The sequence below is a fragment of the Aliiroseovarius pelagivivens genome (genome assembly GCF_900302485.1).
In the GTDB taxonomy this organism is placed as follows: domain Bacteria; phylum Pseudomonadota; class Alphaproteobacteria; order Rhodobacterales; family Rhodobacteraceae; genus Aliiroseovarius; species Aliiroseovarius pelagivivens.
In genome coordinates, this window is sequence record NZ_OMOI01000002.1 from 379,715 (window position 1) to 400,920 (window position 21,206).

At 58.8% G+C, this 21,206-nt stretch carries 23 protein-coding genes; 15 read left to right on the forward strand and 8 right to left on the reverse strand.

The genetic code is table 11. The features are described 5' to 3' along the window. Window positions 1–87 precede the first annotated feature (87 nt). The gene (locus ALP8811_RS14030) at window positions 88–960 is read left to right on the forward strand and encodes a LytTR family DNA-binding domain-containing protein (protein WP_108857886.1); all 873 of its coding nucleotides are present in this window, start codon (window positions 88–90) and stop codon (window positions 958–960) included. A gap of 10 nt (window positions 961–970) precedes the next feature. Here the strand turns inward: ALP8811_RS14030 and ALP8811_RS14035 are convergent, their stop codons facing one another. After that, window positions 971–1,348, reverse strand: a complete 378-nt coding sequence (locus tag ALP8811_RS14035) for a VOC family protein (protein ID WP_108857887.1) — start codon at window positions 1,346–1,348, stop codon at window positions 971–973. Window positions 1,349–1,432: 84 nt separating this feature from the next. On the opposite strand from ALP8811_RS14035, the gene soxR reads away from it, so the two are divergent. From soxR to ALP8811_RS14055, 4 genes are all read left to right on the forward strand, one after another. Beyond that, window positions 1,433–1,897, forward strand: a complete 465-nt coding sequence (gene soxR, locus ALP8811_RS14040; protein ID WP_108857888.1) for a redox-sensitive transcriptional activator SoxR — start codon at window positions 1,433–1,435, stop codon at window positions 1,895–1,897. An 84-nt stretch (window positions 1,898–1,981) separates the two neighbouring features. Further along, a complete protein-coding gene (locus tag ALP8811_RS14045) occupies window positions 1,982–2,692 on the forward strand; it encodes a VIT1/CCC1 transporter family protein (RefSeq protein ID WP_108857889.1) in 711 nt (236 codons plus the stop codon). Window positions 2,693–2,775: 83 nt separating this feature from the next. Beyond that, complete coding sequence (locus tag ALP8811_RS14050) at window positions 2,776–3,678, forward strand: amidohydrolase family protein (RefSeq protein ID WP_108857890.1); 903 nt, start codon at window positions 2,776–2,778, stop codon at window positions 3,676–3,678. 191 nt (window positions 3,679–3,869) lie between these two features. Next, window positions 3,870–4,463, forward strand: coding sequence for an outer membrane beta-barrel protein (locus tag ALP8811_RS14055; RefSeq protein ID WP_108857891.1), 594 nt, complete (start codon window positions 3,870–3,872; stop codon window positions 4,461–4,463). Window positions 4,464–4,527: 64 nt separating this feature from the next. On the opposite strand, the gene ALP8811_RS14060 is transcribed toward ALP8811_RS14055, so the two are convergent. Further along, window positions 4,528–5,214 carry a response regulator transcription factor gene (locus ALP8811_RS14060; RefSeq protein WP_108857892.1) on the reverse strand — a complete coding sequence of 229 codons (687 nt, stop codon included), beginning with the start codon at window positions 5,212–5,214 and terminating at the stop codon, window positions 4,528–4,530. 151 nt (window positions 5,215–5,365) lie between these two features. Between ALP8811_RS14060 and ribA the strand changes: the two genes are divergently transcribed. Both ribA and ALP8811_RS14070 read left to right on the forward strand, forming a co-directional pair. Then, window positions 5,366–6,445, forward strand: a complete 1,080-nt coding sequence (ribA, locus tag ALP8811_RS14065) for a GTP cyclohydrolase II (protein WP_108857893.1) — start codon at window positions 5,366–5,368, stop codon at window positions 6,443–6,445. Window positions 6,446–6,465: 20 nt separating this feature from the next. Further along, window positions 6,466–6,954 carry a L,D-transpeptidase family protein gene (locus ALP8811_RS14070; RefSeq protein ID WP_108858296.1) on the forward strand — a complete coding sequence of 163 codons (489 nt, stop codon included), beginning with the start codon at window positions 6,466–6,468 and terminating at the stop codon, window positions 6,952–6,954. A gap of 60 nt (window positions 6,955–7,014) precedes the next feature. Here the strand turns inward: ALP8811_RS14070 and ALP8811_RS14075 are convergent, their stop codons facing one another. Further along, window positions 7,015–7,668, reverse strand: coding sequence for a YggS family pyridoxal phosphate-dependent enzyme (locus ALP8811_RS14075; protein WP_108857894.1), 654 nt, complete (start codon window positions 7,666–7,668; stop codon window positions 7,015–7,017). A gap of 92 nt (window positions 7,669–7,760) precedes the next feature. Then, complete coding sequence (locus ALP8811_RS14080; RefSeq protein ID WP_181363778.1) at window positions 7,761–8,597, reverse strand: porin; 837 nt, start codon at window positions 8,595–8,597, stop codon at window positions 7,761–7,763. A gap of 296 nt (window positions 8,598–8,893) precedes the next feature. On the opposite strand from ALP8811_RS14080, the gene ALP8811_RS14085 reads away from it, so the two are divergent. From ALP8811_RS14085 to holA, 4 genes are all read left to right on the forward strand, one after another. After that, the gene (locus ALP8811_RS14085) at window positions 8,894–9,421 is read left to right on the forward strand and encodes a DUF3576 domain-containing protein (protein ID WP_108858297.1); all 528 of its coding nucleotides are present in this window, start codon (window positions 8,894–8,896) and stop codon (window positions 9,419–9,421) included. Between the two features lie 73 nt (window positions 9,422–9,494). Further along, window positions 9,495–12,050, forward strand: coding sequence for a leucine--tRNA ligase (leuS, locus tag ALP8811_RS14090; RefSeq protein WP_108857896.1), 2,556 nt, complete (start codon window positions 9,495–9,497; stop codon window positions 12,048–12,050). After that, a complete protein-coding gene (lptE, locus tag ALP8811_RS14095) occupies window positions 12,037–12,534 on the forward strand; it encodes an LPS assembly lipoprotein LptE (protein ID WP_108857897.1) in 498 nt (165 codons plus the stop codon). Before leuS ends, lptE begins: the two co-directional genes overlap by 14 nt. Continuing rightward, a complete protein-coding gene (gene holA / locus ALP8811_RS14100; RefSeq protein ID WP_108857898.1) occupies window positions 12,531–13,556 on the forward strand; it encodes a DNA polymerase III subunit delta in 1,026 nt (341 codons plus the stop codon). The genes lptE and holA overlap by 4 nt, the downstream gene beginning before the upstream one ends. Here the strand turns inward: holA and ALP8811_RS14105 are convergent. Together ALP8811_RS14105 and ALP8811_RS14110 are read right to left on the reverse strand one after the other, a co-directional pair. After that, complete coding sequence (locus ALP8811_RS14105) at window positions 13,553–14,728, reverse strand: TIGR03862 family flavoprotein (RefSeq protein ID WP_108857899.1); 1,176 nt, start codon at window positions 14,726–14,728, stop codon at window positions 13,553–13,555. The two genes, holA and ALP8811_RS14105, sit on opposite strands and share 4 nt — an antisense overlap. After that, window positions 14,725–16,062, reverse strand: coding sequence for a mechanosensitive ion channel family protein (locus ALP8811_RS14110; protein WP_108857900.1), 1,338 nt, complete (start codon window positions 16,060–16,062; stop codon window positions 14,725–14,727). Before ALP8811_RS14110 ends, ALP8811_RS14105 begins: the two co-directional genes overlap by 4 nt. A 45-nt stretch (window positions 16,063–16,107) precedes the next feature. Here ALP8811_RS14110 and ALP8811_RS14115 point away from each other — a divergent pair, with 45 nt between their 5' ends. Next, the gene (locus tag ALP8811_RS14115; protein WP_108857901.1) at window positions 16,108–16,440 is read left to right on the forward strand and encodes an HNH endonuclease family protein; all 333 of its coding nucleotides are present in this window, start codon (window positions 16,108–16,110) and stop codon (window positions 16,438–16,440) included. An 18-nt stretch (window positions 16,441–16,458) separates the two neighbouring features. Here the strand turns inward: ALP8811_RS14115 and ALP8811_RS14120 are convergent, their stop codons facing one another. Next, on the reverse strand, window positions 16,459–17,070 hold the full coding sequence (locus ALP8811_RS14120) for an enoyl-CoA hydratase/isomerase family protein (RefSeq protein ID WP_108857902.1): 612 nt from the start codon (window positions 17,068–17,070) through the stop codon (window positions 16,459–16,461). Beyond that, window positions 17,067–17,822 (reverse strand): SDR family oxidoreductase, encoded by a 756-nt coding sequence (locus ALP8811_RS14125; RefSeq protein ID WP_108857903.1) that lies wholly within the window; start codon window positions 17,820–17,822, stop codon window positions 17,067–17,069. Before ALP8811_RS14125 ends, ALP8811_RS14120 begins: the two co-directional genes overlap by 4 nt. A gap of 116 nt (window positions 17,823–17,938) precedes the next feature. Between ALP8811_RS14125 and ALP8811_RS14130 the strand changes: the two genes are divergently transcribed. The 3 genes from ALP8811_RS14130 to ALP8811_RS14140 all read left to right on the forward strand — a co-directional run bounded on the left by ALP8811_RS14130 (window position 17,939) and on the right by ALP8811_RS14140 (window position 21,185). Further along, complete coding sequence (locus ALP8811_RS14130) at window positions 17,939–19,285, forward strand: TldD/PmbA family protein (RefSeq protein ID WP_108857904.1); 1,347 nt, start codon at window positions 17,939–17,941, stop codon at window positions 19,283–19,285. After that, a complete protein-coding gene (locus ALP8811_RS14135; RefSeq protein WP_108857905.1) occupies window positions 19,272–20,063 on the forward strand; it encodes an inositol monophosphatase family protein in 792 nt (263 codons plus the stop codon). The genes ALP8811_RS14130 and ALP8811_RS14135 overlap by 14 nt, the downstream gene beginning before the upstream one ends. Before the next feature lie 81 nt (window positions 20,064–20,144). Next, a complete protein-coding gene (locus tag ALP8811_RS14140) occupies window positions 20,145–21,185 on the forward strand; it encodes a LacI family DNA-binding transcriptional regulator (RefSeq protein WP_245924668.1) in 1,041 nt (346 codons plus the stop codon). Window positions 21,186–21,206: the final 21 nt, after the last annotated feature.

Consider the following 21,206-nt stretch of genomic DNA (forward strand, 5'->3'; position numbering starts at 1 on the left):
CTAATTACTCAACCCACCATCAAACGGCCAACCTGCCAAACAGCATTTTGTCGCGCCTCACTCCCCCATGACTGAGATTCTGATCGCATGAGAACACCAGCAAATACAGCCCGTTGGAACGAAATGCATGTAATTGCCATCAATGGCACACGCATTACATGTGATTGGAGCGTCCTACATCGCCTGCTCAGCTCTGGGCGGATGAATGGGGCGTTCATTTTGATTGCTCTTGCGCTTGCAACATACAAACAAACGCTGTTCAACATTCCTGCGCCCTACCTGACCCGCATCATTTTTTGGCTGATTGGCGTCTACTTGACCACTTTGTACTGGTACCTGCTGATCCGCGCGGTCCACCTGATCCGGGATCGCCTGAAGGTCGGAGCTGCCGTGTTCAACTATCCGGCAACGGCGATTGCAACCGTGGGGGCTGTTTTCACAAGCACGGTTTTGGTCAGCGTTCTGACGCAAAGCACTTTCCTGTCTGCCAGCCTGACTTTCGGCGATTTTGCGCGAAACTTGCTGATCGCCGGACTTGTGGAACTTCTGATCGTTACAAGCATTCTGCCCTTCTTTTGGGAGGGTAAAACCGCGGCGCCCTATCCAGCTGCGGCAAAGCCCGCCCCCCCTGAACCGCGGACCATTTTGTTCGACGAAAAGGGAATCCATCTCGCCTCGCTTCTGCATGTCCGGTCGCAAGAGCATTACCTTGAGTTTGTATTCGAGCAGACCGAGCTTTTGTTGCGTGGTGCGTTGAAGGATTTCGTGGCGATGTGCGATGACACAGACGGAATTCAGTGTCATCGCTCGCATTGGGTCGCGAAGAAAGCGGTCACTGGCCGCAAGCGCCACGAGGGAAATCCGGTGTTGTTGCTGTCAAACGGCAACTCCGTGCCAATTGCACGCGGCCGACTGGCTGACGTGAAAAGTTGGCTGATGCAGCACCGGCCCGAGGTTTGATCCAAGCGGATCAGGCATAAGACACAATTTCCCATTCCACACCGTCATGGTCATCGAAATAGAACCGCTTCCCCGGTTCGTAATCCGCGTGATTGTGGGGTTTAAAACCAGCCGCTTTTACCCGCGCTTCGGTGGCGTCGATATCGTCCACAACAACCCCGACATGGTTCAAACCGGCACGGGTTGTATAGGAATGCTGAGGGTCCTTGATCGCCATATTGGGCGTGTATAGAGCCACATAGCTGCCTTCATCCCCCACGTGGGCGGTGTAGCCGCCCGATATTGCATCACCTTCCCAACGGGTGGTCCAGCCGAACACAGCGCCCAACCATGCGGCGGTTGCTTTAGGGTCGCTTACGGTCACATTCACATGCTCTAGATTTGCCATTTTGGCCTCCTTGATCTTTGGTGCGACTCGGTTGATAATTCCTAAAGCTAACTTTAGCTCAAGCTTTTTCTTTCGGGGGTTTTCATGGAACGCAGAAACGAGATTTCCATCGGCACACTGGCAGACCGCACCGGGTTGGCCGTGTCCGCGATCCGATATTACGAAACACAGGGACTGGTCGCGCCCGAGCGCAACGCGGGTGGGCAGAGGCGGTTTTTGCGATCGGACATCCGCCGTCTGAGCTTCGTGATGATCGCGCAAAAGTTCGGCTTCACGCTGGATCGTATCCGCGAGGTAATGACCCGCCTGCCCCAAAGCCGCACACCGACTGCTACGGACTGGACAGAGATCTCTCAGGATTTCCGCGCCGAACTGGACGAACAGATCGAGGCTCTAACCCGCCTGCGTGACAAGCTGGACGGATGCATCGGCTGCGGTTGCCTGTCACTGGATCGCTGCGCGCTGTACAACCCCGACGATGTGGCCGCGGATAAGGGCGCAGGGCCACGATATCTGATGGGGGATGAGGCGGTCAGGCCGGAGGACTAACGCGTCCCGACCATCCCCGCCTCTTGATCTGGCTTAAGGCAACACGATCAACACTCCGTCAGACTGCCCTGAAGGAGACCGCCTATGCCAGAACATGGACACAGCCCGCAGGAAATCACAGCGCGCATCGGCTCCCCACCTGGACGTGGGGTGCTGAAAGATGCCGTTTATGGCGCGATCGACGGTGCGGTGACCACCTTCGCCATCGTCGCGGGCGTCGCGGGCGCCGGGCTCTCGCCCTTCATCATCGTCATCCTGGGGCTGGCAAACGTGCTGGCCGACGGGTTTTCGATGGCGGCTGCGGCCTATTCCGGGACCAAGGCCGAGCAGGACAACTTTCAGCGTATCCGAAAGATCGAGGAAGAGCACATCGCGCGCAATCCCGAAGGGGAATGGCGCGAGGTTCGGGAAATCCTGTCCCAGAAAGGGCTGTCTGATCAGATCCTGGACGAGGCAACCAACGCCGTCACCAAAGACAAGGAACGCTGGATCGCCCTGATGATGGAAGGCGAATACGGACTGGGCGGAATAGACCCTAATCCACTGCGATCAGCCACAACGACCTTTCTGGCCTTTCTTGTTGCCGGCATGATCCCCTTGCTGCCCTTCATCCTCAAACTCGAGGGTGCATTCACCTATTCAGCATGGGTAACAATGGCGAGCTTCTTTGCCATCGGTGCCCTGAAAAGCCATTGGTCGCTTAGCCCGTGGTGGCGGTCCGCCATCGAAACACTGCTGATCGGAGGGGCCGCGGCTGGGTTGGCTTATGGGGTTGGGAGTATGTTTAACGCCTGACACCCTAGCGGTGGGCAAAAGTTGACGGATCGACGGGACGCTCTACCCTAACAATGTCACCGCCGCTTGGGAGAAGACTGGCCATGTTGAAATCATACCTCACGCCCTTGCTAAAGGTCGCATTAGCCTCTTGGGCGATGCTGTTACCCTCGGTAGCTATTGCTGATTCTCATGACCACCCAATCGGTGACGCGGTTTCGGAACTGCCGATTTTCGACGCGCATATCCACTATAAGGAACCCGCTTGGGAACCCTATCCAGTCGAATCCGTGATTAGACTGATGGACAATACAGGCGTAGCGATGGGCCTTGTCTCGTCCACCCCGGATGAAGGCACCATCATGCTGTGGGAGCATGCCCCCAATCGCGTGGTGCCCGAGTTGCGCCCTTATCATGGCAATGCGGGCTCGTCGAATTGGACTGAATTCCCCGAGATGCAGCAGTATCTTGAGGGACGGCTACACGCCCACCCTCACGAGGGAATTGGCGAATTTCACATTCGAAATCGGAAGATGTGGGACGAAGATCTGTTTCGTAGCATTATTGAAATGGCGAAAAATCTGGACCTTTTTTTGCATGTTCATTCCGACGCCGAACCCATCCGCTGGCTCTATGATTTGGACCCTGATGTCAAAATAATTTGGGCACATGCTGGACTGGGTGAACCCGCCAGCGAGGTTTACAGACTGATGTCCCAATACCCAGAGCTGGTCGCGGACACATCACTGCGCGAGCATGCAATACTGGGTTACGGCGACAATCTTGATCCCGAATGGAAAAAAATCGTGTTCGATTTTCAAGATCGGCTGATGGTTGGCAGCGACACTTGGGTAAACGGCCAATGGGACAACTACGAGGGCATTATCGCGTCCAACCGGCAATGGCTGTCCAAGCTGCCGCGCAGCGTGGCCGAGAAGATTGCCTATAAGAACGCAGAACGCCTATTTGGTCGCGACATTTCCATGGAGTTGATCGGGACGAAATAAGACACCCGGACCACTAGGACCCGGCCAGTCCATCAGGGGGGTGTACCCCTGACCGCGCAGCACAGAATACAACTATATCGACACCAACCCGAGTGTCTCTCTCGCAACAATTTACAACGTAATGGCGCGGTGCATTGACTAGTCGTCAATAAGAAAACATTGACCATATTGGGAATACAAAGGGTACTACAATGAAAACAAAGATTTGCACAGCAGTCGCATTTGCTGCCTCCCTGATTGGCGCAAGCGCTGCTTCAGCAGAACAAGGCTTCTACTACGGTGGATCGCTTGGCGTTCTGACGCTTGAAAGTGACTCATTCGACCGCACCACGGGTGGCAGCGTCACCTTGGGCGCCGTTGCTGGTTATCGGTTCGAACTCCAGAACGGCTGGTCGACCGGTGTGGAAGCTTCATTCGATTTCCTGAAAAACGGCGAGATGTCCTATGACAACGGACAGCCCTCGTGCACCAGCCGCTCGCCGGATTGGTGTGATGTGGACAACATCGTACGCCTCCGCGGCTTTGTTGGCGTTCCGGTTGGCGACAACTTTGAGATCATGGCGATGGGTGGTTTTGCCACGGCAGCTGGCCTTGCAGAAGACGGTCCTTTCACCTTCGCTGACAGCCGCGCCAAAGGCTTCACAGTCGGTTTGGGCGCGCAGACCGAAACCAGCTTCGGCACCACCCGGGTCGAGCTGTCCTACGACAAAATGTCGAAGATTATGCCGAACGATTACAACAAGACGCTTGAAGTGATCTCGCTCAAGACGTCGATCTTGTTCTAATCGGACGACAAATCACAAGAAAACGGGCGCAGGGGAAACCTTGCGCCCGTTTTTCGTTTAGACCTTATGCGTTCAGGCGATAGCCACCGCTTTCCGTCACCAACAGCCGTGCGTTCGAGGGGTCAGGCTCGATCTTCTGACGCAGGCGATAGATGTGGGTTTCCAGCGTGTGGGTGGTGACGCCAGCGTTATAGCCCCAGACCTCGTGCAGCAGCACATCACGCGCCACGACACCATCGGTCGAGCGATAGAGGAACTTCAGGATGTTCGTCTCTTTCTCGGTCAGGCGGACCTTGCGGTCGTCCTCGGTCACCAGCATCTTCACGGAGGGCTTGAAGGTGTACGGCCCAAGCTGGAACACGGCGTCCTCGGACTGTTCATGCTGGCGCAGCTGGGCGCGAATACGGGCCAGAAGCACCGGGAATTTGAAGGGTTTCGACACATAATCATTGGCACCCGCGTCCAGGCCAAGAATGGTATCCGCGTCGGTGTCATGCCCAGTGAGCATCAGGATCGGGCATTTCACGCCCTGCTTGCGCATCACGCGGCACAGCTCGCGTCCATCGGTGTCGGGCAGACCCACATCCAAGATCACCAGATCATAAAGGGCTTCCTTGGACTTGGTGATCGCCTCGGCCCCGTTCCCGGCTTCGAACACGTCGAAATCCTCGGTCATCAAAAGCTGTTCGGCCAGCGCGTCGCGCAGATCCTCGTCGTCATCTACCAGCAAAATCTTTTTCAACGTGGACATGGTGCCCTCCTCTGTCGCCTTGTTGACAGATTTGTGGGCGCGCACGGAAATGACAAGATATGCAACAAAACTCTCACGGCCTCGTGTCAATTCGCCGGGAAATGTTTCATATCGTGTCAGAACCGCCTATCTAGGGCGGGAAAGGATGCCCATGACGCTTGCCCCAAACCAGACCGAGCTTCTAGCCCGCGCCCGTGCCGATCTGCGCATGGGGGTGCCGGTTATCTTGCGGTTGGATGGGCGCGATGTGCTGGCAGCAGCGGCCGAGACCTTGTCTGCCGGGCGGTTGGACAGCCTGCGCGCCTTGGGGGACGCTGTTCTGGCGATCACGCCGCGCCGCGCCGAGACGCTGAAGGCGCGTGCTTATTCCGACCAAGTGGCCCGGATCGAGCTACCGTCGGATGCGGACACACGCTGGATTACCTCGGTGGCGGATCCGGCGGATGACCTGTCGCACCCGATGAAAGGTCCCTTCCGCACCTGCCGTGGCGGAGATGACGCGCTGGAGGCACATGCGATTGCGCTTTGCAAAACAGCACAACTTCTGCCCTCGGCGTTGGTGGTAGAAACGCAAGATGCGGACGCCTTGGCCCTGTCGCATGGCCTAACACAGGTACATCTGGATCCGGCAACGCTGCGTGATCTGCATCTGGTGCCCGTGGTCCATGCCCGCCTGCCCATGCAAGTCAGCGAGGCCGGGCGGCTTCATATCTTCCGTCCCGAAGACGGTGGTGAAGAACACTATGCCGTCGAAATTGGCCGCCCTTCGCGCAACGAACCAGTGCTGGCGCGACTGCATTCGGCCTGTTTCACCGGCGACGTGCTGGGAAGCCTGAAATGCGATTGCGGTCCGCAATTGAACGCCGCGTTGGCCGCCATGGGGGCAGGCGGCGCGGGCGTGTTGCTCTACCTGAACCAAGAGGGTCGCGGCATCGGGTTAGCCAACAAGATGCGCGCCTATTCCCTGCAAGATCAAGGGTTTGACACGGTCGAGGCCAACCACCGCCTTGGGTTTGAGGACGACGAGCGCGACTTCCGCATAGGCTCGGAGATCTTGAAATCCATGGGATTCAGCCAGGTCAAACTGATGACGAATAACCCGCGCAAAGTGGCGATGATGGAAGACAACGGCATCACAGTGGCCGAACGCGTGCCGCTGAAAGTGGGCGAAGGCGCGCATAACGCGGCCTATCTGGCGACCAAAGCCAAGAAATCTGGGCATCTTCTGTGATCACCCCACGCCGTCATGACATGGTCGTCACCCGCTGGGGTGCACGCTTCATGGGACGGCGTTTTGCCGTGGCCATTGGCCGTGGCGGCATGACAGATGACAAACACGAGGGCGACGGGGCGACCCCTCGTGGCGTCTGGCGCTTGATGGGCGGCAGCTTTCGCGCGGATCGCCTGCCCCAACCTGTTTCTCCGCTAAACCTGAATAGCATCGGCCCAATGGATGTCTGGTCCGACGACCCTGAAGATCCCGCCTATAATCACGGGCTACGCGCGCAGAACTATGCCCATAGCCACGAAAAAATGCGCATGACCGCGCCGCTTTATGACGTGGTGCTGTTCAGCGACTGGAACTATCCAGACGCGACGCCCGGCAAAGGCTCCGCCATTTTCGTGCACCAGTGGCGCAAACCGCGCCATCCGACGGCAGGCTGCCTGGCATTTGCGCCCAAAGACCTGCACTGGATTCTTGAACGCTGGACCCAGCAAAGCCGGATCATCGTTCGCTAACTCTATTTTCTTACCGAAAATATCCTGGGGTGAGAGCCGCAGGCTCGAGGGGCAAAGCCCCTACGCATAGTCCCGTTCGCCAAAGATCGCCGAGCCAACCCGCACATAGGTCGCACCCTGCGCAATCGCGCGTTCGAAATCACTACTCATACCCATCGATAGACCCTCGAATCCGTGCTTCTTCGCCAGCTTCGCCAACAGGGCAAAATGCAGGCTGGGTTCTTCATCTGAAGGCGGGATGCACATCAGCCCTTCCACGGGCAGGTTCAGCTCGCGGCAAAGGGCCACAAGCTCGGCCAGATCGCCCGGCAATACGCCTGCTTTCTGATCCTCCTCGCCCGTATTCACCTGAATGAACAGTCTCGGGCAGTGGCCTTCCTCGTCTGCGATGCGCGCGATGGCGCGGGCCAGCTTGGGTCGGTCGACGGAATGGATTACGTCAAACAACCCCATTGCTTGCCGGGTCTTGTTGGTTTGAAGCGGACCGATCAGGTGAAGTTCGACCCCATCGAACTTCTCTTTCAAGTCTGGCCATTTGCCAGCAGCCTCTTGCACCTTGTTTTCACCGAAAACGCGGTGGCCTTCTTCCAGCACGGCGACCACGCGTTCCAAGGGCTGAACCTTAGATACGGCAATCAATTGCGCCGATCCCGGTGTGCGGCCCATTCGAGCCTCTTCCTTGGTGATGCGGTCCTGAATGTCTGAAAGTGCCATGGGTCATCCTGTCTTGTGCTTGGAAACAGGTTTCCCAAAAGAAAAGAGCGGGCGCAAGGCCCGCTCTTCCCCTACCAAATAATCCGTTAGGATTAGAAGGTCATGATGATGCCCAGGTCGGCAACAGTTGCGCCGAACATGTTTTCACCGATACCAGCGTTAACCGAAGCGCCGCCGCCCAGGTCGTATGCAACGCCCAGACCGAATGCGTCAACCGAAGCTGCACCAACGGTCAGTTCCGAGTAAGCAGCCGAGATGGTTGCTGCGCCCATGGTGTAGGCAGCGTGTACGCCGTAAGCGGTTGCGTCGTTGTCGCTGTTGCGCGAGTACAGACCGTTCAGAGCGATGTCGCCGAAGTTTCCGCCAGCTTTAACAACGATGGTCGACGAACCGTCTACCATGTCGTCATAGCCCAGGCCGAAGTTGTAGTCGCCCATGGCGTAGGTAGCAGCGATCGAGAAGGTTTCTGCGCCGTTCATGTCGTACGACAGAGCAACACCGAAGTCACCAAACGAACCTTTGTACATGATGTTGCCTGCGTCGTTCAGGTCGATCATGAATTCTGCAACGTTGTCTACGCCCAGACCCGAGTAACCGATGTCGCCCAGACCCAGAGTTGCGTCAACAGCCGAACCAACAGCGCCAACGGTCAGCTTGCCGAAGCCGCCTTCGATGTGCACTTCGGTGTCACCAACAGCGGTTGCACCGTTGTCCATGGTGATGTCGAAGTCAGCGCCGAACGACAGGCCGCCGTCGGTTTCACCGGTCATCGAAACCGACAGAGTGGTGTAGTAGTCAGGTGCCCACTCGTTTACGGCGGTGTCGTTGTATACAACACCAAAACCAGCTTCACCCGAGAAGCTTACTTCAGCGGCAGCGAAACCAGCAGTTGCGACCAGAGCGGTCGAAGCGATGAGAATCTTTTTCATTTCGTTTTCCCTCATGAGATTTAAGAGTTCGCCCCAATTCAGGGGTATCCGAATTGAGTATGCATCGTTCAATCTACCTTTCCGACGTTCATTGCAAGTCGACTGAAACGCCGAAAACCGAATGCAGGGCGCATTGGTGCTTCTATGCCACAGTTTGATTCACGCATCGGGCGAAAACCCGCAATATCAAGAGATTCTATTATTATTAGGGTGATCTACGGCATTTGGGAAAACGCTTGCCCGCCCGCAGGGGCTTATATACTAACAAGAGGAAATTTATGCATATGGGGCTGTTTATGAGCATCCTTAGAACTTCTGCTTTTGGTCTGTCATTGATCGCGATTCTTGGCCTGTCCGCCTGTGGTGGCGGTAGCGGATCGGTGGGCTCCGCCGGTTCCGGCAACATTTTCGGGGGCGGCGCGAACGCACAACAACAAGGTGGTGGTCTTGGCCATACCCCTGAGGTTGAAGAACCGCGCGAGACCATCTGGGATTTGTTCAAGAACGTGGACGACCCCAACACTACCGTCGAAGTAAACCGTTATATTTGGAATGCATCGCTGGATGTCCTGAGCTTCATGCCAGTACAGGCCGCTGATCCGTTCTCGGGTATTATCGTGTTTGGCCTTGGCCGCCCGCCGGGTGGCGGCGCTGCATATAAAGCCACCGTATATGTACGTGACCCCGCGCTGGACGCTCGTTCGCTGTCGGTTGCGCTTTATACAAGCGGTGGTCGCCCCGCCAGCGCCGAGGCCGTTCGCAAGGTTGAGGACGCGATCCTGACCCGCGCACGCCAGCTACGTATTCGTGACGGCAAGCTCTAGACCCGGATCGACCAGACTTATAAGACATGCGCCGGGCCACACGCCCGGCGTTTTCACATCAAGGACCTGACGAATGTCGCGATACACTGCCGCAGATATCGAACCGAAATGGCAAAAAGCCTGGGACGAGGCCGGAATCTTCACCGCCAAGCGCGATGAATCGAAGCCCAAGTATTATGTGCTCGAGATGTTCCCCTATCCGTCGGGCCGGATTCATATGGGTCACGTGCGCAACTATACGATGGGCGACGTGATCTCGCGGTATAAGTCGTCTTGCGGCTTCTCGGTTCTGCACCCAATGGGCTGGGATGCCTTCGGGATGCCCGCCGAAAACGCAGCGATGGCGCAGGGTGGTCACCCCGGCACGTGGACCTATGACAATATCGCCACCATGAAGGGCCAGATGCGCCCGCTGGGTCTGTCGATTGACTGGAGCCGCGAATTTGCCACCTGTGACCCGGAATATTACGGCCAGCAACAGGCGATGTTCATCGACTTCATGGAACGTGGGCTGGTTTACCGTAAAAACGCCACGGTGAACTGGGATCCGGTCGACATGACCGTTCTGGCCAACGAGCAGGTCATCGACGGCTGCGGCTGGCGCTCGGGCGCACCGGTGGAACGTCGCGACCTGACACAATGGTTCTTTAAGATCTCGGACTACTCGGGCGAATTGCTGGATGCGCTGGACGCGCTGGACAACTGGCCGGAAAAAGTACGCACCATGCAGGCCAACTGGATTGGCCGCAGCCAAGGTCTGCAGTTCAGCTTTGAGCGTGTGGATGGTGGCGAAGCGATCGAGGTCTATACGACTCGCCCTGACACCCTGAACGGCGCCAGCTTTGTCGGCATCTCGCCCGATCACCCGATTTCCAAGGCGCTCGAGGCGGAAAACCCCGAGATTGCCGCGCAGCTTGTCGAAATGCGCAAGGGCGGCACCACCGCCGAGGCCATCGAGACCGCCGAGAAGCTGGGCTATGACACCGGCATCCGCGTAAAACACCCGCTGAACCCGGACTGGGAGCTGCCGGTTTGGATCGCCAACTTCATCCTGATGGACTACGGCACCGGCGCGATCTTCGCGTGTCCGGCGCATGACCAGCGCGATTTGGACTTCTGCCGCAAGTACGATTTGCCGGTGATCGATACGTTCCTGTCGCTGGAAAACCCCGCGCCCGTCGAAAACGAAGCCTTCGTGCCGCCGAAAACCGAGAAGGTGAAATGGGTTGACCACTTCGCCGGTCTGGGTGAAGCCACGGGCGAGGAAGCGATCGACGCGACCGTTAAGTTCGCCGAAGACGCCGGCTGGGGCACAGGTGTCGAGAAATTCCGCCTGCGCGACTGGGGCCTGAGCCGCCAACGCTATTGGGGCTGTCCGATTCCCGTGGTGCATTGCGACGATTGCGGTGTCGTGGCCGAGAAGAAAGAGAATCTGCCAGTCAAACTGCCCGAAGACGTCACATTTGACGTGCCCGGCAACCCACTGGACCGTCACCCAACTTGGCGCGACTGCGCTTGCCCGTCCTGCGGCAAGCCCGCCAAGCGTGAAACCGACACGATGGACACGTTCGTCGATTCGTCTTGGTATTACGCGCGCTTCACCTCGCCGAACGCGGCCACGCCGACCGATTTGGAAGAGGCGTCCTATTGGATGAATGTCGACCAATATATTGGCGGCATTGAGCACGCGATTCTGCACCTTCTGTACTCGCGCTTCTTTGCCCGCGCGATGAACATCTGCGGCCATCTGCCAGATTCAGCCCGCGAGCCGTTCAACGCGCTGTTCACGCAAGGCATGGTGACCCACGCGATCTATAAGAACGACGAGCGCACCGATGAAAACGGTCGCGCGATCTATCACTACCCCGAAGAAGTCGAGGAACGTGATGGCGTGATGGTCGTCTCTGAGACCGGCGAGAAGGTCAAAGTGATCCCCTCGGCCAAGATGTCGAAGTCGAAAAACAACGTTGTTGACCCGGTGAACATCATTTCGGCCTTCGGCGCGGACACTGCCCGTTGGTTCGTCCTGTCCGATTCGCCCCCTGAACGGGACGTGGAATGGACAGCCTCCGGTGCGGAAGCCGCCGCCAAGCACTTGACCCGCGTCTATGCGACTGCCGTGAAGATCGCCGACATGGATGACGCGGACGGAAATGACGAAGAGCTGCTGCGCGCCATGCACAAGGCCATCCATGATGTGACCATGGGCATCGAAAGCTTCGGCTTCAACGCGGCCATCGCCAAGCTTTACGCCTTCCAGAACGCCATTTCGAAATCGATGGCCGGCGGCAAAGCGCAAAAGCAGGCCATGCGCATCATGGCACAGCTGATGTCGCCCATGACCCCGCACCTGTCCGAGGAAGTCTGGTCGATGCTGGGCGGCGAAGGTCTGGTGGCGCAAGCCGCATGGCCCGTCGCGGACGACGCTATGCTGGTCGAAGACACCGTCACCCTGCCGATCCAGATCAACGGCAAACGCCGTGCGGAAATCAGCGTGCCGAAGGACATGGACAAAGCCGAGGTTGAAAAACTCGCGCTGGCCGAGGATGCTGTCGTCAGGGCGCTGGAAGGTAAGGCACCCAAGAAAGTTATCGTTGTTCCGGGACGTATTGTGAATGTCGTGGTCTGATCGCCGCCATTTCCTGAAAATCACAGCCGCTGCCGCGCTTTTATCCGGCTGCGGCTTTACCCCGGTCTATGCGCCGGGTGGCTCGGCCGATGGGTTGCGCGGGGCGGTGACAATCGCCGCGCCCGATGATTCCAACAGCTACGAGTTCGTGAAACGGATGGAAGAGCGTCTGGGCCGCAACCTGTCTGCGCCGTACCAGCTGGACTATACGATCACCACACGCTCGGAAGGCGTGGGTGTGACGCCCCGTCAGGAAATCACCCGCACGCAGGTTCTGGGCGCCGTCGAATTCTCAGTCACTTCCATCGCTTTGGGCGAGGTGGTGGAACGCGGAACGGTGTCGAACTTCACGTCTTATTCGACCGAAGGGTCCACCGTATCCACCGCCGCGGTCGAGCGTGACGCAAACCGCCGCTTGATGGTGTTGTTGGCGGATCAAATCACCACACGATTCTCGGCCACCTTCGCAGGCTGGGGCGAATGAAGCTTTCCCCTCGGGACGCCAGCGGCTATTTCGCCAAGCCCGATCCCAAACGGATGGGCGTGCTGATTTTCGGGGCGGACGCGATGCGTGTAGCACTGAAACGGCAAGAGCTGATTGCCAATCTGATCGGTCCGACCGGCGAAGAGGAAATGCGCCTAACCCGCATTCCCGCCGCTGATCTGCGCAAAGACCCCGCGATGCTGTCGGACGCGATCAAGTCGCAAGGCTTCTTCCCCGGCCCGCGCGTGGCTTTTGTCGAGGATGCCACCGATACGCTCGCTAAAATCATCACGCCCGCCATTGCCGATTGGCAAGATGGCGACGCGCAGGTGGTGGTCACGGCGGGATCTCTGACTGCACGCTCGGCCCTGCGGAAGTTGTTCGAGGGGCACCCGAACGCATTTGCCGCCGGCATCTATGACGACCCGCCCTCGCGGGACGAGATCGAAGCCGACCTGAAACGCTCTGGCGTCGGTCAGATTGGCCCCGAGGCAATGAATGACCTGATGGGTCTGTCGCGCGATCTGGATCCCGGCGACTTCCGCCAAACGGTCGAGAAGCTGGGGCTTTACAAGCTGTCCGACCCCTCGCCCGTCACGCCCGACGATGTACTGGCCGTCGCGCCTGCCTCGACCGAGGCGGCATTGGACGATCTGCTGCATGCGGTCGCCGAGGGACGCGCGGGTGAAATAGGCCCTATTCTTGCGAAATTGCAGGCCCAAGGCGTGGCTGCGGTGGGGCTTTGCATCGGTACGACACGCCATTTCCGTGCGCTTCATGGGGCAAGTTCTGACCCTGCCGGGCCGGGGCAAGGCATCAACCGTCTGCGCCCGCCTGTGCATTTCAAATCCCGCGATCGGATGGTGCGGCAGGCCAACAAATGGGGTCTGCGGCGCCTGGAAAAAGCGCTTGAGGTGCTGATTGATACGGATTTGAAGCTGCGTTCTGCCCAGAAAGCCCCGCAGATGGCGCTGATGGAGCGGACCTTGATCCGACTGGCGATGATGGGTGGCCAGCGCTAGGCCAAGGCATAGGCCGCAGCGGCACGCCCTGCATGACGCCCCGTCGCGAAACAGGTGGTCAACAGATAGCCTCCGGTCGGGGCTTCCCAATCCAGCATTTCACCGCAGGCAAAGACGCCGGGCAGCGCTTTGATCATCAGCCCGTCGTCCAACGCGTCGAACGGAAGACCGCCCGCGGTCGAGATCGCCTCGTCCATCGGGCGCGGGCCTTGGTGCGGAATCGGCAAAACTTTGATCAGGGCGGCGAGCTTAGCGGGATCAGAAGGCAATGGCCGCGAAAATTCCTGCATTAGAGACAGTTTCACCGGATCCAGCTTCAGTGTTTTGCGCAGGAAATTGGACAGGCTGGCTTTGCCGCGCGGGCGGGATAGGCGGCTGGTGATGTCTTCAAGACTGCGACCGGGCATCAGATCCAGCATCAGGGGTGTACCCTCGCGCATGGCGCGGCTGACGGCATAGATGGCGGACCCTTCAATGCCACGTGACGAGATCACGAACTCACCTAGTACCGACTGCTCCCCGGCGGTCACACGAACGGATTTCACCGGCTGGCCGAAGTGGCGCTCCATATGGGCGCTCCAGTTGACTTGAAACCCCATGTTGCTGGGCTGGAACAGTGCGCAAGAAACGCCATGTTCGGCAAGAATAGAGACCCATTTTCCATCAGATCCCAAGCGCGACCAGCTGGCCCCGCCCAATGCCAGAACGGTAACGTCCGGATGCAGGGACAGCGGACCATCAGGGGTGTCGAACTGCACTGTGCCGTTCTCAATCCCGACCCAGCGCCAGTTCCGACGCAGCTGAGCCCCGGCCTGATCCAGCCGATCAAGCCACACGCGCAATAAGGGCGAGGCTTTCATGGCTTTGGGAAAGACACGGCCGGACGAACCGGTAAAGACCTCTTGCCCAAGCTTCTGCGCCCATTCCTGAACGGCATCTGGCCCGAACGCAGCCACGATATCCCGCAGGCTGTTCGGACCGTGTATATTGGACAAAAAGGCCGAAATAGGCTCTGATCTCGTCAGATTAAGCCCAGACTTCCCTGCCATCAGAAATTTCCGCGCAGGGGAAGGTTTGGCGTCAGCGACGATCACCGAAAGTCCGGCCTTCGCAAGCTCTTCAGCCGCCATCAGGCCCGCCGGGCCTGCCCCAATGACAAGCGCAGTTTTCACGAGGGTTTGGCCGCAGAATCATCAGTGGCACCCAACATCTCGACCACGCGGTGCGGATAAGGGATTTCGATGTCATTGGCCTTGAGCGCCTTCCAGATCTGCATCATGACACGCGGTGTGAACTTGTTGCGCCCGTCGTCAATGCCGTTCACCCAGAACTCGAGCGCGAAGTCGACTCCGCTGTCGCCAAAAGCGCGCAGCTCGCAGTCAGGCATATGTTCTTCGCTGTCGGTCAGAATGAAATCCAGCTCGGCCACGGCCTTTTCGATGATGCCCGGCACCGCTTCGATGTCGGCTTTATAGCTGACCGAGAACGGCGCCTCGTACCGGTTGGCGCTGCCCGCGTCCGAATAATTTACAACGCGGGTCGTGATGAAGTGCTCGTTCGGAACTACGATCCATTTGCCATCAAACGTCTCTAATATGGCCGCACGGGCCGTCATCTTGACGATCGTGCCCGCCTCTCCTCCGTCCAACTCAACGTAATCTCCAACCGTCGCTTGCCCTTCCAGCAGAAGGATGATGCCGGAAATGAAGTTCGAGGCGATTTGCTGCAGACCAAAACCAAGCCCCACACCAATCGCACCACCCAGAACCGCAAGCGACGTCAGATTGACCCCCATGATATTCATAAGGATCAAGAAGGCCGCACCAAAGATCCCGATCTCGGCGGCTTTAACCGCCAGCTCGCGCGCAGCGGGTCGCATTTCTTTTTGCTTCTTGATCGCTTGCGCGGTCTGGTCATTCGACCAGCGCCCCAGCCAGAAAACCACGCCACCCAAGACCGCAAAGCGAATGGCAAACAAAAGCGAGAAGCTCATGTTGCCCAAGGGAACGACAGTTTCATCCAGCTTGGTGGTCACAAGATCCAAAATGCCGACGGCATACAAGGCCGCCACCGGAATCAGGATGTATTTGCCGAGAAGCTTCAGGAACGGATCTTTGATGATCTCGCGGGCAAAGGCGCGTATCGCAAGAAACAGGAAAACGCGCTTGCCGAAGGCGATCACGGCGCCAGAGCCGAAGATCGACCGCGTGACCTGTTCACCCAGTGCCGTATAGGCCCAGGCCAGAAGCGGCATGGTCAGCGGCAGGAAGATCAGTGCAAAAAGACGAATCTTGGCGATCGGATGGCTCCGATCCCCGTTTGGGGTCAGGATGCGCGTCAGGAACGGCTCAAGCTTTTTGTCGGTATATCGGGCAGCCAGAAAAGCCGCGATCAATAGGCCGAGTTGCGACCACGCGGCAGGGGACAGAAGCCAACCTTCGGCGATCTCCCACCCTTGGTTCAGATAGCCCAGCGCGGTGTCCACGATCTGAGGTCGATTTTCCATCTGCTTTCCCTTGCCTTCACGCGATCACTGATAAAACCTTTGGAAATGGATAGCGGTTTGACCTCAAAGGGCAAGACTTCCTTGCCGGAATGCGCGCTTTGCGGGCGCGTGATTCCGCCAGATGTGGCACAAAGCCGTCATCACCTGATCCCGAAACTGAAGGGTGGCAAGGGTGGGGAAACGGTGCTGCTGCACCAGATCTGCCACAACCAGATCCATCTTGAGCTTAGCGAGGCCGAGCTGGCGCACAGCTATCACACGCCTGAATCCCTTCGCAGCCACCCCGGTCTGGTCAAGTTCATCCATTGGGTCGCGAAACGGCCTCCGGATTTCTATGCCGTCACCAAAGGAGCACGTCGCCGGAAAGGTCGTACATAGGCCGAATTAGAGCCTTTTTCAGGGGATCATCCGCTTCATCGCAGCCACGTGGTCGGCACTTTGTGAGCGAGCGTGGTCAGCAAGCTCCAACGCGGCCTCCATCAGTCCGTCGGGTTCCACCACACGGTCAACAAGACCCCATGACAATGCCTCGTCCGTCAGGATTTTCTGGCCCGCCATCAGGATCATCTTGGCCCGCGCGGGACCGACCAGAGCGGACAGGCGCGCAGGGTCAGACGGCTGGGGAAGATAGCCCAGTTTCATCACCGGATAGAAAAACTTGGCGCTGGGGACGGAAATGCGCAAATCGCAGGCCAAGGCCATGCCGAAGGCACCCCCCGCAAGCGTGCCGTTCAGGGCGGCGATGGTCAGACAGGGCGCGGCGGCGATGGCGCCGGACAGACGCTCCCACACATCATCGGTGGCCAGACCGGCCTTCGCCTCGTCCAGATCCGCGCCAGCGGAAAACACCTTGCCTGCGCCGGTCAGCACCAGCACACGTGCATCCCCTGCCGCGTCCTGCGCAATCTGGGCAAGCCGCTCCAGCATCGATTTCGTCAGCGAGTTTGCTTTGTCCGGACGGTTGATGGTCACCACCCAGACGCCGTTTTCTTTTGTCAGTTCAATCATCCGAATACATTTGCCCTTTTCCGGATCGACACATCCCGAAGCGAGATTTCCTGCCCCAGATACTCGTCCGCATCTTCGCTACACATCCACAACAGCGCACGCGCGGGCCATTCGGCGGGGATATGATCGTCCCAGTTCAGCTGCGCAACTGCGTTGATGCCCGAGGTTTTGATCTCGCGCTGCATCTGCGTCGCGACAGTACCCGGGGACAGGCCGATAGCGCGGATGCCCTTCCCTGCGGTTTCAAGGTGAAGCGCCCGGTTGAACATGTTCACCCCAGCCTTCGAGGTGCAGTAATGCGCCCAACCTTCCAGCGGGTGATGCGCAGCCCCGGAACTGATCGTCAGGATCGAGCCCGAGCCCTGTTCGATCATGTGCGGCAAGGCTGCTCTTGCGCCGTAATAGACACCTTTTAGGTTCACATCGATGACATGGCTCCACCCTTCGGGATCCGAGGTTTCCAGTGGTCCAATGGGTTCGATGACACCTGCGTTGTTGATCAACACATCGACCGTTCCAAAGCGTCCGTGAGCCAGATCAATGGCGGCTTTCACTTGGCTCCAGTTTGACACGTCACACGTGACGGCCAAGGCGCGCTCGCCGATGGATTCCGCGATGGCTTGGATCTGCCCCGCGCTGCGGGCGGTCAGCACCACGTTGGCCCCTGCCTGCGCAAAGATGTGCGCGGCGGCTTCTCCGATCCCGCGACTTGCGCCGGTGATCACAACGGTTTTCCCTGTCATATCATGCATATGGTGCCCTCCCTTCCGTTGATGCTAGCGCAGCATTCGCCCAGATGCCAGAGACACATCTTGCGAGCGCGGGGTGCAGGGGTTACCTGAAAGGCACGTAATTGAAAGGACGCCCCATGCGCGCATCGCTTGACAGCCTGACACAACAGCTTTTGGACGCCGCCCGTAAGGCGGGGGCCGACCGGGCCGATGCGTTGGCCGTGGATGGCACATCGGTGTCGATTGACGTGTTGAACGGCAAGCTGGAGCACGCGGAACGGTCCGAGGGCGTAGACATTGGCCTGCGCGTGATGCTGGGGCAACGTCAGGCCTGTGTATCCGCCTCCGACGTCTCTGAGGCAACGATCGAGGCCATGGCCGAGCGCGCCGTGGCAATGGCCAAGGAAGCGCCGGAAGACCCCCATATCGCACAGGCCGATCCGGCGGATTTGGCGACAGACTGGGATTTGGACGCGCTCGAGATGGCCGACCCAAGCGCCGAGCCGGACCCCGCTGCGTTGGAACGTGATGCGTTAGAGGCTGAAGCCGCCGCGCTGGCCGTGAAAGGCGTATCGCAGGTCAGCAGTTCGTCGGCGGGCTATGGGCGGCATCAGTTCCATCTGGCGTGCTCGAACGGGTTTTCTGGCGGATATGGACGTACTCACCGGGCCATTTCCACGGTGGCTATCACCGGCGAAGGCGCGACGATGGAACGTGACTATGCTGGCGAGATGCGCACCTTTCAGGCCGATCTTCCCAGCGCGGAAGAGATCGGCACCAAGGCCGGCAATCGCACCGTCGAACGTCTAGGCGCCAAGAAACCGCCGACGGGTGCCTTTCCGGTGCTCTATGACGAACGGATTTCGGCGTCATTGATCGGTCATCTGCTGAGCGCCTCGAACGGGGCGATGATCGCCCGTGGATCGTCTTGGCTCTTGAATGCGCTGGGAGAGCAAGTGCTTCCCGATGGCATCGACCTGATCGAGGATCCGCTCCGCAAACGCATTTCCGGCTCGCGTCCCTTTGACGGGGAAGGTCTGCCCACGCAGATGCGCAAGATCGTCGATAACGGGCAACTGACGGGTTGGACCATGGACATCGCCACCGCACGCCAGCTGGGGATGCAAAGTACCGCCAGCGCGTCACGCGGAACATCTTCGCCACCCTCGCCGTCGATCTCGAATGTGGCTCTAACGCAGGGTAAATCGACGAAAGAAGATCTGATCGCGCAGATGGGCACCGGGCTTTTGGTGACCTCGATGATCGGGTCCACGATCAACCCGAACACGGGCGATTATTCGCGCGGGGCGTCGGGGTTTTGGATCGAGAACGGGCAGATCGCCTATCCCGTCAACGAATGCACCATCGCGGGCAATCTGCGCGATATGCTGAAGCGGATCATCCCGGCCAATGACGCGGAACCACATCTCAGCCGTATGATCCCCAGCCTGCTGGTCGAAGGGATGACCCTTGCCGGTGACTGATGACCTGACCCTTCTGATCGACGCGGCGCAAGCAGCGGGCAAGATCGCCTCGGGCTTTTTCCACGGCTCGGCCGAACGCTGGGACAAACCCGGCGGGCAAGGCCCCGTGACCGAAGCCGATCTGGCCGTGGACCGGATGTTGCGAAACGAATTGACCGCAGCACGCCCCGGCTATGGTTGGCTGTCGGAAGAGACCGAAGACACCCCAGCGCGGCTGGAGGCCGAACAGGTGTTTATTGTCGACCCGATCGACGGCACGCGGTCCTTCATCGAGGGCTCGACCACTTGGGCGCATTCTCTGGCCATCGCGCGGGACGGGATTGTCGAGGCGGCAGTTGTCTATCTGCCCGAACGCGGCAAGCTTTATGCCGCCGCGCGTGGACAAGGGGCAACGCTGAATGACACGGCCTTGACTGTCAGCCCGAAGACCGGGATCGACGGTGCCACGGTTTTGGCGTCGAAACCCAACTTCAACCCCTCTTTCTGGCGGAATAGAGACGTTCCTCCGGTCGAGCGCGCCTTCCGAAGCTCGTTGGCGTATCGCCTTTCTCTGGTAGGCGAGGGTCGATTTGACGCGATGATTACCCTGCGCCCAACTTGGGAATGGGACGTGGCAGCAGGGGCATTGATCGTGGAAGAGGCGGGCGGATCGGTCACGGATCAAGCCAAGGGATTTGCGCGGTTCAACAACCCACATCCGCAGTTGCACGGCATGGTCGCGGGAACGCCGCCGGTCCATGACGCGTTGATCACACGGTTAGCGGAACCGTTAGCCTAACATCCCTGTGAAAAGAGGGCATTGCCAAGCGCATATCTATCGCTAACATACGGCAACCCTCATATGTTCAAGGATGCCTTCGTGACAGACAGACAGACCCCCCCGAACCGCCGCCCACTGACCCTTCGTGACGTATCTGAAGCCTCGGGCGTCAGCGAAATGACGGTCAGCCGCGTGCTGCGAAATCGTGGGGATGTCAGCCAAGCCACACGCGACCGCGTGTTGGAGGCCTCGAAGGAACTGGGATACGTGCCCAACAAAATTGCCGGTGCGCTGGCCTCGCAACGGGTGAACCTTGTTGCTGTGATCATTCCGTCCCTGTCGAACATGGTCTTCCCCGAAGTTATGATGGGCATCAACGAGGTGTTGGACGAAACACCGTTGCAGCCCGTCGTGGGCGTCACGAATTACGACCCCAAACGCGAAGAGAAAGTGCTGTACGAGATGCTGTCATGGCGTCCGTCAGGCGTGATTATCGCCGGGTTAGAGCATTCTGATGCGGCCAAAGCCATGCTGAAGGCCGCGGGCATCCCCGTGGTCGAAATCATGGACACCGACGGCGACGCGATCGACGCCTGCGTGGGCATTTCACACCGCCGTGCCGGGCGCAAAATGGCCCAGTCCATTCTGAAGGCTGGCTACAAAAACATCGGCTTCCTTGGCACCAAAATGCCGCTGGACCACCGCGCCCGCAAGCGCTTCGAGGGCTTCACCGAGGTGCTGGCCAAGGAAGGGATCGAGATCGCAGATCGCGAGTTCTATGAAGGCGGGTCGGCTCTGGCCAAAGGTCGTGAGATGACCGAAGTCATGCTGGAACGCACTCCAGAGCTGGATTTCCTGTATTACTCCAACGACATGATCGGAGCGGGTGGTTTGTTGTACTGCCTGGACAAAGGGATCAACGTACCAGGACAAATCGGCCTTGCGGGCTTCAACGGGGTCGAACTTCTGGACGGCTTGCCCCGCCAACTGGCAACGATGGACGCCTGTCGCAAGGAAATCGGGCGCGCGGCTGCGCAGATCATCGCGGACCGCAGCACCGAAAGTGGCGACACAGGCGGTGCCGAACGGATCGAGCTTACGCCCAAAATCGAAGCTGGCGAGACCCTGAAACGCCGCTAGACAAGCCGCGCCCGCTTGCCT

What these genes read in the sequence shown, in the direction of transcription:
- ALP8811_RS14060 (WP_108857892.1), bottom strand. Translation starts at nt 5,214, where the DNA reads ATGTCCACGTTGAAAAAGATTTTGCTGGTAGATGACGACGAGGATCTG.
- ALP8811_RS14055 (WP_108857891.1), top strand. Translation starts at nt 3,870, where the DNA reads ATGAAAACAAAGATTTGCACAGCAGTCGCATTTGCTGCCTCCCTGATT.
- ALP8811_RS14050 (WP_108857890.1), top strand. Translation starts at nt 2,776, where the DNA reads ATGTTGAAATCATACCTCACGCCCTTGCTAAAGGTCGCATTAGCCTCT.
- soxR (WP_108857888.1), top strand. Translation starts at nt 1,433, where the DNA reads ATGGAACGCAGAAACGAGATTTCCATCGGCACACTGGCAGACCGCACC.
- holA (WP_108857898.1), top strand. Translation starts at nt 12,531, where the DNA reads ATGAAGCTTTCCCCTCGGGACGCCAGCGGCTATTTCGCCAAGCCCGAT.
- ALP8811_RS14130 (WP_108857904.1), top strand. Translation starts at nt 17,939, where the DNA reads ATGCGCGCATCGCTTGACAGCCTGACACAACAGCTTTTGGACGCCGCC.
- ALP8811_RS14110 (WP_108857900.1), bottom strand. Translation starts at nt 16,062, where the DNA reads ATGGAAAATCGACCTCAGATCGTGGACACCGCGCTGGGCTATCTGAAC.
- ALP8811_RS14120 (WP_108857902.1), bottom strand. Translation starts at nt 17,070, where the DNA reads ATGATTGAACTGACAAAAGAAAACGGCGTCTGGGTGGTGACCATCAAC.
- ALP8811_RS14075 (WP_108857894.1), bottom strand. Translation starts at nt 7,668, where the DNA reads ATGGCACTTTCAGACATTCAGGACCGCATCACCAAGGAAGAGGCTCGA.
- ribA (WP_108857893.1), top strand. Translation starts at nt 5,366, where the DNA reads ATGACGCTTGCCCCAAACCAGACCGAGCTTCTAGCCCGCGCCCGTGCC.
- ALP8811_RS14085 (WP_108858297.1), top strand. Translation starts at nt 8,894, where the DNA reads ATGAGCATCCTTAGAACTTCTGCTTTTGGTCTGTCATTGATCGCGATT.
- leuS (WP_108857896.1), top strand. Translation starts at nt 9,495, where the DNA reads ATGTCGCGATACACTGCCGCAGATATCGAACCGAAATGGCAAAAAGCC.
- ALP8811_RS14125 (WP_108857903.1), bottom strand. Translation starts at nt 17,822, where the DNA reads ATGCATGATATGACAGGGAAAACCGTTGTGATCACCGGCGCAAGTCGC.
- ALP8811_RS14035 (WP_108857887.1), bottom strand. Translation starts at nt 1,348, where the DNA reads ATGGCAAATCTAGAGCATGTGAATGTGACCGTAAGCGACCCTAAAGCA.
- ALP8811_RS14045 (WP_108857889.1), top strand. Translation starts at nt 1,982, where the DNA reads ATGCCAGAACATGGACACAGCCCGCAGGAAATCACAGCGCGCATCGGC.
- ALP8811_RS14070 (WP_108858296.1), top strand. Translation starts at nt 6,466, where the DNA reads ATGGTCGTCACCCGCTGGGGTGCACGCTTCATGGGACGGCGTTTTGCC.
- ALP8811_RS14115 (WP_108857901.1), top strand. Translation starts at nt 16,108, where the DNA reads ATGGATAGCGGTTTGACCTCAAAGGGCAAGACTTCCTTGCCGGAATGC.
- lptE (WP_108857897.1), top strand. Translation starts at nt 12,037, where the DNA reads ATGTCGTGGTCTGATCGCCGCCATTTCCTGAAAATCACAGCCGCTGCC.
- ALP8811_RS14030 (WP_108857886.1), top strand. Translation starts at nt 88, where the DNA reads ATGAGAACACCAGCAAATACAGCCCGTTGGAACGAAATGCATGTAATT.
- ALP8811_RS14080 (WP_181363778.1), bottom strand. Translation starts at nt 8,597, where the DNA reads ATGAAAAAGATTCTCATCGCTTCGACCGCTCTGGTCGCAACTGCTGGT.